16 protein-coding genes are annotated in these 16,698 nt (G+C 71.3%); 11 read left to right on the forward strand and 5 right to left on the reverse strand.

Translation table 11 applies throughout. The features are described from left to right. Positions 1-110: 110 nt before the first annotated feature. Positions 111-2,858: a pyruvate dehydrogenase (acetyl-transferring), homodimeric type gene (gene aceE / locus QA802_RS13635; protein ID WP_319169746.1), complete on the forward strand. Its 2,748-nt coding sequence runs from the start codon at positions 111-113 to the stop codon at positions 2,856-2,858. Between the two features lie 313 nt (positions 2,859-3,171). On the opposite strand, the gene QA802_RS13640 is transcribed toward aceE, so the two are convergent. Both QA802_RS13640 and QA802_RS13645 read right to left on the reverse strand, forming a co-directional pair. After that, positions 3,172-3,477, reverse strand: coding sequence for a small hydrophobic protein (locus tag QA802_RS13640; RefSeq protein ID WP_319169747.1), 306 nt, complete (start codon positions 3,475-3,477; stop codon positions 3,172-3,174). A 231-nt stretch (positions 3,478-3,708) separates the two neighbouring features. After that, a complete protein-coding gene (locus QA802_RS13645) occupies positions 3,709-5,328 on the reverse strand; it encodes an MFS transporter (RefSeq protein ID WP_334521766.1) in 1,620 nt (539 codons plus the stop codon). 66 nt (positions 5,329-5,394) lie between these two features. On the opposite strand from QA802_RS13645, the gene QA802_RS13650 reads away from it, so the two are divergent. From QA802_RS13650 to QA802_RS13660, 3 genes are all read left to right on the forward strand, one after another. Continuing rightward, positions 5,395-6,033 (forward strand): TetR family transcriptional regulator, encoded by a 639-nt coding sequence (locus tag QA802_RS13650; RefSeq protein ID WP_334521769.1) that lies wholly within the window; start codon positions 5,395-5,397, stop codon positions 6,031-6,033. 148 nt (positions 6,034-6,181) lie between these two features. Further along, positions 6,182-7,399 (forward strand): alpha/beta hydrolase, encoded by a 1,218-nt coding sequence (locus QA802_RS13655; protein ID WP_334521772.1) that lies wholly within the window; start codon positions 6,182-6,184, stop codon positions 7,397-7,399. Positions 7,400-7,457: 58 nt separating this feature from the next. Further along, positions 7,458-8,321, forward strand: a complete 864-nt coding sequence (locus tag QA802_RS13660) for a DUF4429 domain-containing protein (protein ID WP_334534598.1) — start codon at positions 7,458-7,460, stop codon at positions 8,319-8,321. Here the strand turns inward: QA802_RS13660 and QA802_RS13665 are convergent, their stop codons facing one another. Together QA802_RS13665 and QA802_RS13670 are read right to left on the reverse strand one after the other, a co-directional pair. After that, the gene (locus tag QA802_RS13665) at positions 8,322-9,338 is read right to left on the reverse strand and encodes an aldo/keto reductase (RefSeq protein WP_334521775.1); all 1,017 of its coding nucleotides are present in this window, start codon (positions 9,336-9,338) and stop codon (positions 8,322-8,324) included. After that, entirely contained in the window at positions 9,335-9,823 is a 489-nt protein-coding gene (locus QA802_RS13670; protein WP_334521778.1) for a MerR family transcriptional regulator, read from the reverse strand. Before QA802_RS13670 ends, QA802_RS13665 begins: the two co-directional genes overlap by 4 nt. Between QA802_RS13670 and QA802_RS13675 the strand changes: the two genes are divergently transcribed. Together QA802_RS13675 and QA802_RS13680 are read left to right on the forward strand one after the other, a co-directional pair. Further along, positions 9,822-9,965 (forward strand): hypothetical protein, encoded by a 144-nt coding sequence (locus tag QA802_RS13675; RefSeq protein ID WP_319169753.1) that lies wholly within the window; start codon positions 9,822-9,824, stop codon positions 9,963-9,965. The genes QA802_RS13670 and QA802_RS13675 overlap by 2 nt on opposite strands. A gap of 33 nt (positions 9,966-9,998) precedes the next feature. Continuing rightward, positions 9,999-10,814: a serine hydrolase domain-containing protein gene (locus QA802_RS13680; protein WP_334521782.1), complete on the forward strand. Its 816-nt coding sequence runs from the start codon at positions 9,999-10,001 to the stop codon at positions 10,812-10,814. 12 nt (positions 10,815-10,826) lie between these two features. On the opposite strand, the gene QA802_RS13685 is transcribed toward QA802_RS13680, so the two are convergent. Beyond that, positions 10,827-11,480: a pirin family protein gene (locus tag QA802_RS13685; protein ID WP_334534600.1), complete on the reverse strand. Its 654-nt coding sequence runs from the start codon at positions 11,478-11,480 to the stop codon at positions 10,827-10,829. A gap of 168 nt (positions 11,481-11,648) precedes the next feature. Here QA802_RS13685 and QA802_RS13690 point away from each other — a divergent pair, with 168 nt between their 5' ends. The 5 genes from QA802_RS13690 to QA802_RS13710 all read left to right on the forward strand — a co-directional run bounded on the left by QA802_RS13690 (position 11,649) and on the right by QA802_RS13710 (position 16,615). Further along, on the forward strand, positions 11,649-12,854 hold the full coding sequence (locus tag QA802_RS13690; protein ID WP_057583007.1) for a PucR family transcriptional regulator: 1,206 nt from the start codon (positions 11,649-11,651) through the stop codon (positions 12,852-12,854). A gap of 89 nt (positions 12,855-12,943) precedes the next feature. Then, the gene (locus QA802_RS13695) at positions 12,944-13,861 is read left to right on the forward strand and encodes an ACP S-malonyltransferase (RefSeq protein WP_334521784.1); all 918 of its coding nucleotides are present in this window, start codon (positions 12,944-12,946) and stop codon (positions 13,859-13,861) included. A gap of 9 nt (positions 13,862-13,870) precedes the next feature. Continuing rightward, on the forward strand, positions 13,871-14,902 hold the full coding sequence (locus tag QA802_RS13700; protein WP_306952731.1) for a ketoacyl-ACP synthase III: 1,032 nt from the start codon (positions 13,871-13,873) through the stop codon (positions 14,900-14,902). Between the two features lie 81 nt (positions 14,903-14,983). Further along, a complete protein-coding gene (locus tag QA802_RS13705) occupies positions 14,984-15,232 on the forward strand; it encodes an acyl carrier protein (protein WP_057583001.1) in 249 nt (82 codons plus the stop codon). A 102-nt stretch (positions 15,233-15,334) separates the two neighbouring features. Beyond that, the gene (locus QA802_RS13710; RefSeq protein WP_334521789.1) at positions 15,335-16,615 is read left to right on the forward strand and encodes a beta-ketoacyl-[acyl-carrier-protein] synthase family protein; all 1,281 of its coding nucleotides are present in this window, start codon (positions 15,335-15,337) and stop codon (positions 16,613-16,615) included. The last annotated feature ends 83 nt before the right edge of the window (positions 16,616-16,698 follow it).

Consider the following 16,698-nt stretch of genomic DNA (forward strand, 5'->3'; position numbering starts at 1 on the left):
CCATCCGCGTGACGCCCGCGAGGCACCGCGCGAGACCCATAGCCTCACCCAATAGCTGCCCCACCACCCACCCAGCCCCCACACCGCCCCTCTGACAGGTAAGGAACAGCGTGGCTTCCGGATCCGATCGCAACCCGATCATCATTGGCGGCCTTCCGAGTCAGGTTCCTGACTTCGACCCCGAGGAAACGCAGGAGTGGCTCGACTCCCTCGACGCCGCGATCGACGAGCGCGGCCGGGAGCGGGCCCGCTATCTCATGCTGCGCCTCATCGAGCGGGCCCGCGAGAAGCGCGTGGCCGTGCCCGAGATGCGCAGTACGGACTACGTCAACACCATCCCCACCAGGGCCGAGCCGTTCTTCCCGGGCAACGAGGAGATCGAGCGCAAGATCCTCAACGCGACCCGCTGGAACGCGGCGGTGATGGTGTCCAGGGCCCAGCGGCCGGGCATCGGCGTGGGCGGCCACATCGCCACCTTCGCCTCCTCGGCGTCCCTCTACGACGTCGGCTTCAACCACTTCTTCCGCGGCAAGGACGAGGGCGACGGCGGCGACCAGGTCTTCTTCCAGGGCCACGCCTCGCCGGGCATCTACGCACGCGCGTTCCTGCTCGACCGGCTCAGCGAGGACAACCTCGACGGGTTCCGCCAGGAGAAGTCGAAGGCCCCGCACGGGCTGTCCTCGTACCCGCACCCGCGTCTGATGCCCGACTTCTGGGAGTTCCCGACGGTGTCGATGGGCCTCGGCCCGATCGGCGCGATCTACCAGGCGCGGATGAACCGCTACATGCACGCGCGCGGGATCGCCGACACGTCGAAGTCGCGCGTGTGGGCGTTCCTCGGGGACGGCGAGATGGACGAGCCGGAGTCGCTCGGCCAGCTGACGATCGCCGCGCGTGAGGGCTTGGACAACCTGACCTTCGTGGTCAACTGCAACCTCCAGCGGCTCGACGGCCCCGTGCGCGGCAACGGCAAGGTCATCCAGGAGCTGGAGTCGGTCTTCCGGGGCGCCGGCTGGAACGTGATCAAGCTGATCTGGGACCGGTCGTGGGACCCGCTGCTCGCCCAGGACCGCGACGGCACCCTCGTCAACCGGATGAACACGACGCCGGACGGCCAGTTCCAGACGTACGCCACCGAGTCCGGCGCCTACATCCGGGACCACTTCTTCGGTGACGACCACCGGCTGCGCGCGATGGTCGAGGGCATGACCGACGACCAGATCCTGCACCTGGGCCGCGGCGGTCACGACCACCGGAAGATCTACGCGGCGTTCAAGGCGGCCGTGGAGCACACCGGCCAGCCGACGGTCATCCTCGCCAAGACGGTCAAGGGCTGGACGCTGGGCCCCAACTTCGAGGGCCGCAACGCCACGCACCAGATGAAGAAGCTGACGGTCGCCGACCTGAAGGGCTTCCGCGACCGGCTGCACCTGCCGATCTCCGACAAGGAGCTGGAGGGCGGCGCGCCGCCGTACTTCCACCCGGGGCGGAACTCGGAGGAGCTCCAGTACATGCACGACCGCCGCAAGAGCTGCGGCGGCTATGTCCCGACCCGTGTGGTGCGCTCCAAACCGCTCGCACTGCCGGACGACAAGACGTACGCGTCCGTGAAGAAGGGCTCGGGTCAGCAGTCGATCGCCACGACGATGGCGTTTGTCCGGCTGCTCAAGGACCTCATGCGGGACAAGGAGATCGGCAAGCGGTTCGTGCTGATCGCGCCGGACGAGTACCGCACCTTCGGCATGGACTCCTTCTTCCCGAGTGCGAAGATCTACAACCCGCTCGGCCAGCAGTACGAGTCGGTCGACCGGGAGCTGCTGCTCGCGTACAAGGAGTCGCCGACCGGGCAGATGCTGCACGACGGCATCTCCGAGGCGGGCTGCACGGCGTCCCTGATCGCGGCGGGCTCGGCCTACGCCACGCACGGCGAGCCGCTTATCCCGGTCTACGTCTTCTACTCGATGTTCGGTTTCCAGCGCACCGGTGACCAGTTCTGGCAGATGGCGGACCAGTTGGCGCGCGGTTTCGTCCTGGGGGCGACCGCCGGGCGTACGACCCTGACCGGTGAGGGTCTCCAGCACGCGGACGGCCACTCCCAGCTGCTCGCCTCGACCAACCCGGGCTGCGTCGCCTACGACCCGGCCTTCGGTTTCGAGATCGCGCACATCGTGCAGGACGGGCTCCGCCGGATGTACGGCAGCTCCGCCGAGCACCCGCACGGCGAGGACGTCTTCTACTACCTCACCGTCTACAACGAGCCCATCCAGCACCCGGCCGAGCCGGCGAACGTGGACGCCGAGGGCATCCTCAAGGGCATCCACCGCTTCAGCGCCGGCGTCTCGGGGTCGATCCCGGCGCAGATCATCGCGTCCGGCGTGGCCGTCCCGTGGGCGCTCCAGGCGCAGAAGATCCTCGCCGAGGACTGGAACGTCAAGGCCGACGTCTGGTCGGCGACCTCCTGGAACGAGCTGCGGCGCGAGGCCGTCGAGGTCGAGCGGCACAACCTGCTGCACCCCGAGGAGGAGCAGCAGGTGCCGTACGTGACGCGCAAGCTCTCCGGGGCCGAGGGGCCGTTCGTGGCCGTCTCGGACTGGATGCGGTCGGTGCCGGACCAGATCGCCCGCTGGGTGCCGGGCACGTACCAGTCGCTGGGCGCGGACGGCTTCGGCTTCGCCGACACCCGCGGGGCGGCGCGCCGCTTCTTCCACATCGACGCCGAGTCGGTGGTCGTGGCGGTGCTGACCGAGCTGGCGCGCGAGGGCAAGGTCGACCGGTCGCTGCTGAAGCAGGCCATCGACCGGTACCAGCTGCTGGACGTCTCGGCGGCGGCCCCGGGAGCCGCCGGGGGCGACGCGTAGCCTCCGCGCGAGCAGAGCGGAGCGGAGCAGAGCAGAGCGGAGCTGGGTTGAGCCGAGCCGAGCTGAGCGGATGAAGGGCGGTGGGGCCTGCGGGCTCCACCGCCCTTCGGGCTTCCCCGGGCTCCGGCCGCCGGCCGGCCCGCCCGTGCCGTTGCGGTCCGCACCGCTGGGGTCCGTGCCGCCGCGGCCGGACCGTGAGCGGCGGGCACCTCACCCATTCCTGCCGGACCGTGAGCGGCGGGAACATCCGGACACCGGGTGACGCGCCGTGGCGGTCGTTCACGACCACGGCGGGACGGGCCGGAGGGCCGCGTCAGAGCAGCCCGTTGCCCGGGCCCGCCGCTCCCGCCAGCCAGGCGACGGCCAGCAGGGTGTCGATCGCGCCGAGCACGACCGCGACCAGGGCCGGTACCGGGCGGGGGCCCGCCCAGGTGCGGCCCATGGCCAGCCAGCCGCAGACGATCGCCGCGGGGCCGAGGACGATCCCCAGCGCGAAGAATCCGGCGACCGCGCAGACGAGGCCGATGATGCCGAGCGTCGCGCTGTCCGGCCCGGCCCCTGACCTGGTGCGGCCAGGTGAGCGGGGGTACCTGCGGGCGCCGTTTCCGAATCCGGCCATCGTCAACTCCCTGGATTCCGGGGATGTTTCGATGAACGGGTAACCCGTGACGGGCGGTCCATGCCCCGCGGTCGCCGGGCGGTCGGCGCGCTGTCCCCCTCCGACAGCGCGCCACGGCCCTGGCAGGCCCTGCCATCCGGAGGGCCTGACCCACTGTGACCTGTGACGCGTGCCGGATGCGAGAAACCTTTAGCGTTGTCACCCAGATAGGGGAAAGTCGCCGGAATCCCGTCAGATGTGACCGACGCCCGCGCCCGCCTCCGCGTTCTCCCCGCGCTTGGTGAGAAGCGCGACGAGGACGGCGACGACGGCCACCCCGGCCGCGACGAGCGAGGCCAGGCTCATGCCGGAGATGAACGTGTCGTGGGCGACGTCCGCGATCTTCGCGGCGACCGCCTCGGGGGTGCCCTTGGCCACCGGCGCCACGCCGACCTGGACGGCCTCGGAGGCCTGGTCCAGCTGGGCGGGGGTGAGTTCGGGCAGGCCCGCGTCCTTCCAGTTGCCCGGCAGGTCGCCGTCCACCTTGGAGGCCATCACGGCGCCCAGCACGGCCGTGCCGAGGCTGCCGCCGATCTGCATGGCGGCCTGCTGGAGACCGCCCGCCACACCCGACAGCTCCATCGGGGCGTTGCCGACGATGACCTCGGTCGCGCCGACCATGACGGGTGCGAGGCCGAAGCCCAGCAGCGCGAACCACACGGACATGACACCGCTGCCGGTGTCCTTCTCCAGCGTGGACATGCCGTACATGGCGATCGCGGTGGCCGCCATGCCGCCGGCCAGCGGGATGCGCGGGCCGAGCTTGGTGATCAGCACGCCCGCCACCGGGGAGCCGACGATCATCATGCCGGTCAGCGGAAGCAGGTGCAGGCCCGCGTCGATGGGGCTCATGCCGTGCACGTTCTGGAGGTAGAACGTCACGAAGAACAGGCCGCCCATGAAGGCGATCGCCATCAGCACCATGAGGACCACGCCCGCCGACAGCGGGACCGACCGGAACAGCGCCAGCGGGATCAGCGGCTCGCGCACCTTCGACTCCCACACGGCGAAGGCCGCGAAGAGCACCACGGAGCCGAGCAGGAACGCCCACGTCCGACCGTCGCCCCAGCCCCAGGCCGGAGCCTTGATCAGGGCCCAGACGAGGCAGAACATCGCACCGGAGAGCAGGGCGATGCCGGGGATGTCGAAGGAGCGCGGGGCGTTCTCCGCACGGTGGTCGAGCAGGATCAGCACGCCCAGCGCGAGAGCGAGGGCGCCGACCGGCACGTTGATGAAGAACACCGACTGCCAGTTGACGTGCTCGACGAGGACGCCGCCGAGGATCGGGCCGCCGGCGGTGGAGGCGCCGATGACCATGCCCCACAGGCCGATGGCCATGTTGAGCTTCTCGGCCGGGAAGGTCGCGCGCAGCAGGCCGAGCGCGGCCGGCATCAGCAGGGCGCCGAACAGGCCCTGGAGCGCCCGGAAGGCGACGACCGCGCCGATGCTGGAGGACAGGCCTATCGCGCCGGAGGCGGCGGCGAAGCCGACCACGCCTATCAGGAACGTCTGGCGGTGGCCGAAGCGGTCGCCGAGCTTGCCCGCGGTGATCAGGGCGACCGCGAGGGCGAGGAAGTAGGCGTTGGTGATCCACTGCACCTCGGCGAAGGTGGCGCCCAGGTCACTGGCGATGGCCGGGTTGGCGATGGCCACGATGGTGCCGTCGAGGGCCACCATCATGACGCCGACGGCGACGGTGATGAGGGTGAGCCACGGGTGGCCGCGCAGTCCCTGGGCGGACGGTCCGTCCGACGGGTCCGCCGGCGCCTTGCCCCCCGGACCCGTCGAGTCGATGGTGGTCTGACTAGTCATGCGTTCGAGGCTAGTGACAGCCACTGACAATTGACAAACGAGTTCACAAGTCGGTAACTGACACATATGCCGACAACACCGCCGACACTGCGCGAACGCAAGAAGCAGCGCACCCGGGACGCACTGCTGCGGGCCGCCGTGGAACTGTTCACCTCCCAGGGGTACGAGGGAACGACCGTCGACCAGATCGCCGAGGCGGTCGACGTCTCGCAGCGCACCTTCTTCCGCTACTTCGCCGGCAAGGAGGAGGCGGCGCTCGCCCTGGTGGAGATGACGGTGGACCGGTTCGTGGCGGCGGTGCGCGAACGCCCGCCGCACGAGCCGCCGTTGGAAGCGCTGAGGCAGGCCGTGCTGGACGGCTGGCACTCGATCAACGAGGTCGTGGAGTCGGTCGCGCCGGTGGAGCTGTATCTGCGCATGTACCGGGTGATCGAGTCGACGCCGGTCCTGCTCGCCGCCCACCTGCGGCGCTCCACGGAGGTGGAGGAGGAACTCGCGGGGGTGATCGCCGAACGCGAGGGGCTCGACGTGGACGCCGATCCCCGGCCCCGGCTCGCGGTGGCCGTCTTCAGCGGCGTGATGCGGGTGACGGAGCGACAGTGGTCCACCGGCGACGACTTCAGCCTGGAGGCGATCCGCTCGCTCACCGCGGAGTACCTCGACGGGGTGGGCCCCGCCCTGCTGGGGAACTGGCGCACGCCCTGAGGGACTTCGAGGCGTGCGGGCCGGACCGTCAGGGTTTGAGAGCCTTCGAGGCCTGGAAGTCCTTATGACCCTTCCCACGCCGAACGAAACGTGATCCCCATCACTTGGGTCACTCGAGACCGTCTCGTTCTCCTAGTGTGTCCTTTCAGTGACTTCCTTCGACACCTCCCCGCAACTCGGCGTCTGGCGCACCCTGGCGACCCTGGCCGTGGTGTTCGTGATGCTGGCGACCACCGGCTGGACCGCCGTTCGCCAGCAACGGGACACCAGCGCCCTGCACACCTCGCGCACCGCGTGGGAGCACGGCCGGCTCGCCGGCCACCCGCTTCCGGACCTCGATTCCGGCTCCGCGCGGCTCACCCGCTTCTTCGCCTCGCTCACCGCGGCGCAGCGCACCTCGCTCGCGCAGGAGTACGCGCTCGCCGTCGGCAACATGAACGGCGCCCCCGCCCGGCTGCGCTACCGCGCCAACCGGGTCGCGCTGATGCGGCAGGTGACGATCGAGCGGACCCGGACCCACGACAGCCGACTCTCGCCCGCCGGGCAGCAGTTGGCCGAGCGCCGAATGCACCGCTACGAGGCGCTGAGCGCCCCCCACCGGCAGATCCTCGCCTTCGACCCGGCGGGCTCCGGCCGGGTCGCCGAGGTGTTCGGCGGCCTCGACGAGGCGGACCGGATCTCTGTCGTCGTCCCCGGCGTCGACACCGACCTGCTCACCTTCGAGCGCACCAACCGCAGGTACTCGGCGCCGGTCGGCATGGCCCAGGCGCTGTACGCGGCCGAGCGCGAGGCGAGCCCCTCGACGCGCACGGCCGTGATCGCCTGGGCCGACTACACCTCCCCCGACGGGCTGGGCATCGACTCGGCCACCGCGATGCGCGCCGTGAACGGCGCCGTCCGGCTGAACGCCCTCGTCGACGCGCTGCCGGGCAACGCGCCCGTGTCGATGTTCTGCCACAGCTACGGCTCCGTGGTCTGCGGGGTCGCCGCCCGCACGACGCCCGGGCGGGTGGCCGACATCGCGGTGGCCGGCAGTCCCGGGATGCGCGCGGAGAACGCCGCCGAGCTGGGCACCGACGCCCGCGTGTGGGCGATGCGGGACGCGGACGACTGGATCCAGGACGTGCCGCATCTGGAGGTCGGCGGCCTCGGGCACGGCGAGGACCCGATGGCGCGGGAGTTCGGCGCGCGGGTGCTGTCGGCTCGGGACGCCGAGGGGCACGGCGGCTACTTCGAACCGGGCACCGACAGTCTGCGCAACCTCGCGGAGATCGGTACCGGCGCGTACACGTCGGTGGAGTGCGCCGACGGCGATGACGCCTGCACGACGGATTTGTCCGACACGACGAAGGCCGGACGCGCGTAGAGACGCACGAATCGCGGTGCGCGCGGGGAGGGGACGAAGAATGGGTGTCCCGCATACGATGAGCCGCATGGGTGACGTACTGGCCGGATTTCATGCCGCCTGGGAGTTCGAGTCCGACTCCGTCCTCATCCGTCACGAACGGGGGCTGCGCACGCCCAAGCTGCTGGCGGCGCTCGGTGAGCGCCGCATTCCGGTGGCGGCCATCGCCCGGGTGACGCTGACCCCGGGGCGGCGCGGGACGGTCGTCCTGCGCGCGGAGCCTCGGCCCGGCGCCGATCCGCTGATGGAGGCGGCCGCGGGGCAGCTGACGGAAGCGTGCGATCCGTACCGGCTGGTGCTGCCCGCCGAACGGGAGACGCTCGCCGAGTACTACGCCGACGAGCTGCGGGCGAGGCTGACCGGGTCCGGTCCCGCGGACCGCTTCCTGGTGGACGCCCCCGAGGGGCCGCTGTCGTTCAAGGCGTACGACGGCAAGGCCTCGTTCGACGGCCGCACGGTGCGCTTCCGCTGGTTCTGGACGGGCGCGTCGTCGGCCAAGTGGAAGGCCGGCGACCAGAGTTTCGCCCTGTCGGAGCTGACCGGGGTGGAGTGGCGCTCGCCGGAGCTGTTCGAGGGGCATCTGCGGCTGCTGCGCGGCGAGCCCACGGCGGCGCCGGCCGACCAGGACCCGGCGACGGTCGTCTTCGGTCTCGGCTACGGGCCGGTCCACGAGTCGCTGCCGTTCGCGGCGGCGGTCCTGGCGGCCGTGCGCGGCCGGGGGCCCGCGGCCATGGTGCCGGCCATGGCGGCGGCCGCGGTCCCCCGTCGCGATCCCTCCGACATCGCCGAACGCATCCGTCACCTCGGGGAGCTGCACCGGGCCGGACTCGTCACCGACGAGGAGTTCTCCGTGAAGAAGGCGGAACTGCTGTCGGAGCTGTGATCACTCGCGGCCGGCGGACGCGAACGACATGTCCGCGTAGCGGTCGCCGGCCACCCTGCCCGCGAGCGGCTCCAGCAGCTCCAGCTCCTGCCGTGTCAGCTCGACGGCCGTCGCCGCCGCGTTCTCCTCGACCCGGCCCGGCGTGCGGGTGCCCGGGATGGGGACGACCGGCAGGCCGTGCACCCGGGACCGCTGCTGGACCCAGCCCAGGGCGATCTGCGCCGGTGTCAGCGAGTGGGCCTCGGCCACCGCGCGGATCGGCTCCAGGAGCACGGCGTTGGCGGCCGCGTTCGCACCCTGGTAGCGGGGCTGCTGCCGGCGGAAGTCGCCGTCGGTCAGGTCCGTCGCGGCGTCGGCGAAGGAACCCGTGAGGAAGCCCCGGCCGAGCGGCGAGTACGGCACCAGCGTCACGCCGAGCTCCCGGGCCGCCGGGACGACCTGCGCCTCGATGTCCCTGCTGAACAGCGACCACTCCGACTGGACGGCGGCGATGGGGTGCACGCCGTGCGCGGCCCGCAGCTCGGCGGCGGTCACCTCGCTCAGACCCAGCTGCTTGACCTTGCCCTCGCGCACCAGCTCGGCCATCACGCCGACGGTCTCCTCGATCGGCACGCTCACATCACGCCGGTGCATGTAGTAGAGGTCGATGACGTCGACGTCCAGCCGCCGCAGGCTCGCCTCGACGGCCTCACGGATGTAGGGCGCGTCGTTGCGGATGACACGCCGCGTCGGGTCGTCCGGCGGGATCGCCAGGGCGAACTTCGTCGCGATCACGACCTCGTCGCGGTGCGCCTTGAGGAACGGGGAGAGGAACCGCTCGTTCTCGCCCGCGCCGTACGCGTCCGCCGTGTCGTAGAGCGTGACGCCGAGCTCGAGGGCGCGCTCCAGGGTGGCCCGGGAGGTGTCGGCGTCGGCGGGGCCGTACGCGAAGCTCATCCCCATGCAGCCGAGCCCCTGGACGCCGACCTCGGGGCCGCGCTCGCCGAGTGGTGCCGTCGGTATCCTGCGGTCGGTCATCGGGCGGTCCTTTCGCCTTCGTGGGTGCGGGCGGCGTCCCCATAGAACATGATCTTCCGGTCGAGCACGGCCAGCGTGTCCTGGAGTTCGGCGATCCGGGCCCGGACGTCCCGCCGGGTCGCCTCGAGGAGCTCGTGCCGTTCGCCGAACGTGCTCTCGCCCTCGCGCACCAGCTCGGCGTACCGCACCATGTCGGCGACCGGCATGCCGGTCAGCCTGAGCTTGCCGACGAGGTCCAGCCAGTCCAGGTCGCGGTTGCTGTAGCGACGCTGGCCGGTGTGCGAGCGGTCGATGTGGGACATCAGCCCGATCCGCTCGTACCAGCGCAGGGTGTGGGCCGTGAGCCCGGTGAAGGCGACGACCTCGCTGATCGTGTAGCTGTCCTGTCCGTCGGGGCGCGGGTGCCGCGGGGGTGGCGCGGAGCAGACGTCTGCGGGGCTAGGGGTTTGCTCGATGGTCACGGGCGTGGTCTGCAACACCGTCATGACCACCACGCTATGGCCTTGGAGTGCGCTCGAAGCAAGCGAACCCGGTAAGAAAACCGGGCGACGCGGCGTGATCGCGCCGCTGTACGCGTCGCTCGGCTTCCGCCCCGAGCCCGACCCCTTGATGGAGCTGCTGCTGTGAGACGCGCGGAGCGGACGGCATAGGCTCGTCCGCATGTCGCTGAAGAGCCTCGCGTTGATCGACAACTGGCCGGTTCCCTCCGCCGCGGCGGGCGTCGTACGGGCCGACGGCACCGTCCTCGGGACCCACGGTCCGGTCGGCCGGCGTTTCCCGCTGGCCTCGGTCACCAAGCCGCTCGCCGCCTACGCCGCCCTCATCGCGTACGAGGAGGGCGCGGTGGAGCTGGACGAGCCCGCGGGGCCGGCCGGTTCCACGGTGCGTCATCTGCTCGCGCACACCTCCGGGCTGGCCTTCGACGAGCACCGAACGACCGCCGCCCCCGGTGAGCGCCGGCTGTACTCCAACGCCGGTTTCGAGCAGCTCGGCGACCACATCGCGAAGGCGGCGGACATCCCGTTCGCCGAGTACCTGCGGCAGGCGGTGCTGGAGCCGCTGGGGATGACGCAGACCTCCCTGGAGGGCTCGCCGGCCAAGGACGGCGTGTCGACCGTCACGGACCTGCTGCGGTTCGCGGCCGAACTGCAGGCGCCGCGGCTGCTGGATCCGCGGACGGTGGCGGCGGCGATGACCGTGCAGTACCCGGGGACGAAGGGCGTCCTGCCGGGTTACGGACACCACAACCCCAACGACTGGGGACTCGGCTTCGAGATCCGCGACTCCAAGTCGCCGCACTGGACCGGGAGTTCGTCGTCGCCGCGCACATTCGGGCACTTCGGCCAGTCCGGCACGTTCCTGTGGGTGGACCCCGAGGCGGGCGTCGCGGCCGTCGCGCTCACCGACCGTGCCTTCGGCCCGTGGGCCGTCGAGGCATGGCCCCCGTTCACGGACGCGGTGCTGGCCGAGGTGTAGGGCGCGGGCGGGCTACCCGGCCATCTCCCAGACCAGCAGCTCGGCGTCGCTCAGCCCCACCGCCTCGAGGTTCTTCGCTGCCGTGACGCGGGCCGCGTCGCCCGGTCCCAGCTTCTCGCCGTCCAGCCGCACCTCGCCGCGCACGACGTGCACGTACACGTGCTCCCCGTCCGGGACGGCCGTCCGCTCGCCCGCGCCGAGGCGCCGTACGTGCAGCATCGCGCCGGCCTCGGGGACGGCGTACGGGGTGGAGTCGGCGATGCCGCGGACGATCTCGTAGGCCGGGTCGCCGCCGGCGTCCAGCGGGGCCAGCCACATCTGCACGAAGGCCAGCGGGACGTCGGCGTCGTTGCGCTCCACGTGCCGTACGCCGGCCGCGGAGCTGAGCCGCTGCACGTCGCCGGAGCGGACCCGCGTCTCGTGGCCGGCCGAGTCGCGGTGGGTCAGCTCCCCCTCGATCACCCAGGTCACGATCTCGGTGTGGCTGTGCGGATGCTCGTCGAAGCCGGCGCCGGGCGCGAGGCACTCCTCGTTGCAGGCGATCAGCGCGCCGAAGCGAAGGTTGTCGGGGTCGTAGTGGGGGCCGAAGGAGAAGGCGTGCCGGGTGTCGATCCCGGCCGCCCGGTCCCCGCCCCGGAAGCGCTCGTCGGCGCGCCGTACGTCCATCACACGCCCACGGTAGACCCGTCGGCGGGCCGCGGGGGCCGGGCCGCGACGGGCGCGCGGAGGGAAACGCCGGGAGAGGGCCGGGAGAGGACCTTCCGGCCGCGACAAGACGTCCCCACCTGCGACCCGGCGGCACACGCGGCCGCCCCGATGAGGCAGTCTTGTCCCGTGCCCGAACCCGAAACCAGTCATCCCGAACCCGCGGCGCACGCCGTCCACTCCCACCCCGCGACGCTGAAGCGGCTGGTGAAGTCCTCCGGGAGCCTCGCCGCCCAGGCCATCGCGAGGATGGACGAGACACTGCCGTGGTACCGGGCGATGCCACCGGAGAACCGTTCCTGGATCGGGCTGGTCGCCCAGGCGGGCATCGCCGCCTTCACCGAGTGGTTCCGGCATCCGGACGCCCCGCAGGCCATCTCCACGGACGTGTTCGGCACGGCGCCGCGCGAACTGACCCGGGCCATCACGCTGCGGCAGACGGTGGAGATGGTGCGCACCACCATCGAGGTCATGGAGTCCGCAATCGACGAGGTCGCGGCCCCCGGTGACGAGAACGTGCTGCGCGAGGCGCTGCTGGTGTACGCCCGGGAGATCGCGTTCGCCACCGCCCAGGTCTACGCCCAGGCCGCCGAGGCCCGCGGCGCCTGGGACGCCCGGCTCGAGTCGCTCGTCGTGAACGCCGTGCTGAGCGGCGAGGCCGACGAGGGGGCCGTGAGCCGGGCCGCCGCGCTCGGCTGGAACTCGCCGGAGCATGTCTGCGTCGTCCTCGGCACCGCCCCGGACGGCGACTCCGAACTGACCGTGGAAGCCATCCGGCGGGCCTCGCGGCACTCCAAGCTCCAGGTGCTCACCGGGGTCCTCGGCTCCCGGCTGGTGGTGATCGCCGGCGGCAGCGACAACCCGCTGGCCGTCGCCAAGTCCCTCATCGGGCCGTTCGCCGCCGGCCCGGTGGTGGCCGGCCCTGTCGTGCCCGACCTGCTCGCCGCGACCCGGTCCGCACAGGCCGCCGCGGCGGGGCTCAAGGCGTGTTCCGCCTGGCAGGACGCACCCCGGCCGGTCCTGGCGGACGATCTCCTCCCGGAGCGCGCGATCGCCGGCGATCCCGGCGCGCGCGAGCAGTTGGTGGAGGAGATCTACAGACCGCTGGAGGAGGCGGGGTCGGCGCTCCTGGAGACGCTCTCCGTCTATCTCGAACAGGCGTCCAGTCTCGAAGGGGCCGCCCGGATGCTCTTCGTGCATCCGAACACCGTGCGCTACCGGCTTCGACGTGTGACTGACGTCACCGGCTGGTCGCCTTCGGATGTACGCTCCGCGTTCACGCTCCGGATCGCGCTGATCCTGGGGCGTCTGGTCGACGGAGATCCTCAGAGCTAGCTTTTTGTCGGGGGTCCACAAAACCCCCTGCCGTTCTTCGTCCCTGTCCCCACGGGCGGCTTCGGCCGTCCCCAAGAGAGAGTGTGAGAGTGCTCGTACTCGTCGCTCCCGGCCAGGGCGCCCAGACGCCCGGCTTCCTGACCCCCTGGCTCGACCTCCCCGGTGTCGAGGACCGTCTGCGTACCCTGTCGACGGCCATCGACCTCGACCTGGTGCACTACGGCACGAACGCCGACGCGGACGAGATCCGCGACACCGCGATCGCCCAGCCGCTGCTCGTGGCGGCCGGACTCGTCTCCGCCGCGGCGCTCGGCGACATCACGCCCGGCGCGGTCGCGGGCCACAGCGTCGGCGAGTTCACCGCGGCCGTCTTCGCCGGCGTCCTCGACGACACCGCCGCGCTGGGCCTGGTCCGCAGGCGCGGCCTGGCCATGGCGGACGCCGCCGCGATCACCGAGACCGGCATGTCCGCGCTGCTCGGCGGCGACCCCGACGTCTCCGTCGCACACCTGGAGAAGCTGGGGCTGACCCCGGCGAACATCAACGGCGCGGGCCAGGTCGTCGCCGCGGGCACGCTGGAGCAGCTCGCCGCGCTGAACGAGGACAAGCCCGAGGGCGTCCGCAAGGTCGTGCCGCTGAAGGTCGCCGGCGCGTTCCACACCCGTCACATGGCGCCCGCCGTCGAGTCCCTGGCGAAGGCGGCCGCGGAGCTCACGCCGGCCGACCCGACGGTCCGTTACGTCTCCAACAAGGACGGGCAGGCCGTGTCCACCGGCGCGGAGATCCTGGACCGGCTGGTCGGCCAGGTCGCCAACCCGGTCCGCTGGGACCTGTGCATGGAGACCTTCAAGGAGCTCGGCGTGACCGCGATCGTCGAGGTCTGCCCCGGCGGCACCCTGGTCGGCCTCGCCAAGCGTGCCCTGCCCGGCGTGAAGACGCTGGCGCTGAAGACCCCCGACGATCTCGACGCCGCTCGCGAGCTCATCGCCGAGCACGGCGTCGCCTGAGGAGCCCTGATGGCGAAGATCAAGCCCAGTAAGGGCTCCCCATACGCGCGGATCCTCGGCGTCGGCGGCTACCGGCCGACCCGGGTGGTGCCCAACGAGGTGATCCTGGAGACGATCGACTCGTCCGACGAATGGATCCGTTCGCGCTCGGGCATCGAGACCCGGCACTGGGCGAACGACGAGGAGACCGTCGCCGCCATGTCGGTCGAGGCGTCCGGCAAGGCGATCGCCGACGCCGGGATCACCGCCGAGCAGATCGGCGCGGTGGTCGTCTCGACCGTCTCGCACTTCAAGCAGACCCCGGCCGTGGCGACCGAGATCGCCGACAAGCTCGGCACGAACAAGGCCGCCGCCTTCGACATCTCGGCCGGCTGCGCGGGCTTCGGCTACGGCCTGACCCTCGCCAAGGGCATGGTCGTCGAGGGCTCCGCCGAGTACGTGCTCGTCATCGGCGTGGAACGGCTGTCCGACCTGACCGACCTGGAGGACCGTGCGACGGCCTTCCTGTTCGGTGACGGCGCGGGCGCCGTCGTCGTCGGTCCGTCCGACGAACCGCACATCGGCCCGACCGTGTGGGGCTCGGAGGGCGACAAGTCCGAGACCATCAAGCAGACCGTGCCGTGGAACGAGTTCCACATCGGGGACGTGACCAACCTCCCGCTCGACAGCAAGGGCAACGTCAAGTTCCCGGCGATCACGCAGGAGGGCCAGGCGGTCTTCCGCTGGGCCGTGTTCGAGATGGCGAAGGTCGCCAAGGAGGCGCTGGACGCCGCCGGCATCACCGCCGACGAACTGGACGTCTTCATCCCGCACCAGGCCAACGAGCGGATCATCGACTCGATGGTGAAGACTCTCAAACTGCCGGAGACGGTCACGGTCGCCCGTGACGTGCGCACCACCGGCAACACCTCGGCCGCCTCGATCCCGCTCGCGATGGAGCGGCTCCTGGCGACCGGTCAGGCGAAGAGCGGCGACACCGCGCTCGTCATCGGATTCGGGGCGGGTCTCGTCTACGCCGCCACTGTCGTTACCCTCCCCTAGGCACTCCGTGCCGGATCATCCGGTCCGGGACGGTAAACAGCCCATGCCACACCCTCTGGAACAGTAAAGAAGGAGCGCCACATGGCCGCCACTCAGGAAGAGATCGTCGCCGGTCTCGCCGACATCGTGAACGAGATCGCCGGCATCCCGGTTGAGGACGTCCAGCTGGACAAGTCCTTCACCGACGACCTGGACGTCGACTCGCTGTCCATGGTCGAGGTCGTCGTCGCCGCCGAAGAGCGCTTCGACGTCAAGATCCCGGACGAGGACGTCAAGAACCTCAAGACCGTCGGCGACGCGACGAGCTACATCCTCAAGCACCAGGCCTGATCTACCGATCACCTGGGCTGAACTGCCCCGCCACCCGGCGGTGGCGCCGTTCTCCCCGCTGAGGCGGGGGCAGTCCTCCTCGCAACGTTGGAGAAAGAATCCGTGAGCCCGACCAATCGCACCGTGGTCGTCACCGGTATCGGCGCAACCACACCGCTGGGTGGCGACGCAGCCTCTACCTGGGAGGGCCTCGTCGCCGGCAAGTCCGGCGTCAAGGCACTGTCCCAGGAGTGGGCGGCCGATCAGGCCGTCAAGATCGCGGCCCCGGTCGCGGTGGAGCCCCTCGAGGTCATCCCGCGGCCGCAGGCCCGCAAGCTGGACCGCTCGGCGCAGTTCGCGCTGATCGCGGCCCAGGAAGCCTGGAAGGACGCCGGGTTCTCCGGCAAGGCCGGCGAGGACGGCAGTGACGGCAAGGTCGACCCCGACCGGCTCGGCGCGGTCATCGCCTCCGGCATCGGCGGCGTGACCACCCTGCTCGACCAGTACGACGTGCTGAAGGAGAAGGGCGTCCGCCGCGTCTCCCCGCACACCGTGCCCATGCTGATGCCGAACAGCCCGTCCGCCAACGTGGGTCTGCTCGTGGGCGCCCGCGCCGGCGTGCACACGCCGGTCTCGGCGTGCGCGTCGGGCGCGGAGGCCATCGGCTACGCCATCGAGATGATCCGCACGGGCCGTGCCGACGTCGTGGTCGCCGGCGGCACGGAGGCGGCGATCCACCCGCTGCCCATCGCCGCGTTCGGCAACATGATGGCGATGTCCAAGAACAACGAGAACCCGCAGGGCGCGTCGCGTCCCTACGACGTCGCCCGTGACGGCTTCGTCCTGGGCGAGGGCGCCGGCGTGATCGTCCTGGAGTCCGCCGAGCACGCCGCCGCGCGCGGTGCGCGGGTGTACGCCGAGGCGGTCGGCCAGGGCATCTCCGCCGACGCGCACGACATCGTGCAGCCGGAGCCCGAGGGCCGCGGCATCGCGCACGCCCTGCAGAACCTGCTGGACAACACCGACCTGAACCCGGCGGAGATCGTGCACGTCAACGCGCACGCCACCTCCACGCCGGCCGGTGACGTGGCCGAACTGAAGGCGCTGCGCAAGGTCTTCGGCGACGACGCGGACCACTTCGCGGTCTCCGCGACCAAGTCCATGACCGGTCACCTGCTGGGCGGCGCGGGCGGCGTCGAGTCCGTCGCCACGGTGCTCGCGCTGTACCACCGGATCGCCCCGCCGACCATCAACGTCGAGAACCTCGACCCCGAGGCCGAGGCGAACGCGGACATCGTGCGCGGCGAGGCGCGCAAGCTGCCCGTCGAGGGCCGTATCGCCGCCCTGAACGATTCGTTCGGGTTCGGCGGGCACAACGTCGTCCTGGCGTTCCGGTCGGTCTGATCACCCTGATCACAGTCGTCCTGAACGGCAGTGGCCCGGACTCCCCGTGGGGGGTCCGGGCCACTTGGCGTTGTGGGTCGGCG

Source organism: Streptomyces sp. B21-105 (assembly GCF_036898465.1).
Lineage (GTDB): Bacteria > Actinomycetota > Actinomycetes > Streptomycetales > Streptomycetaceae > Streptomyces.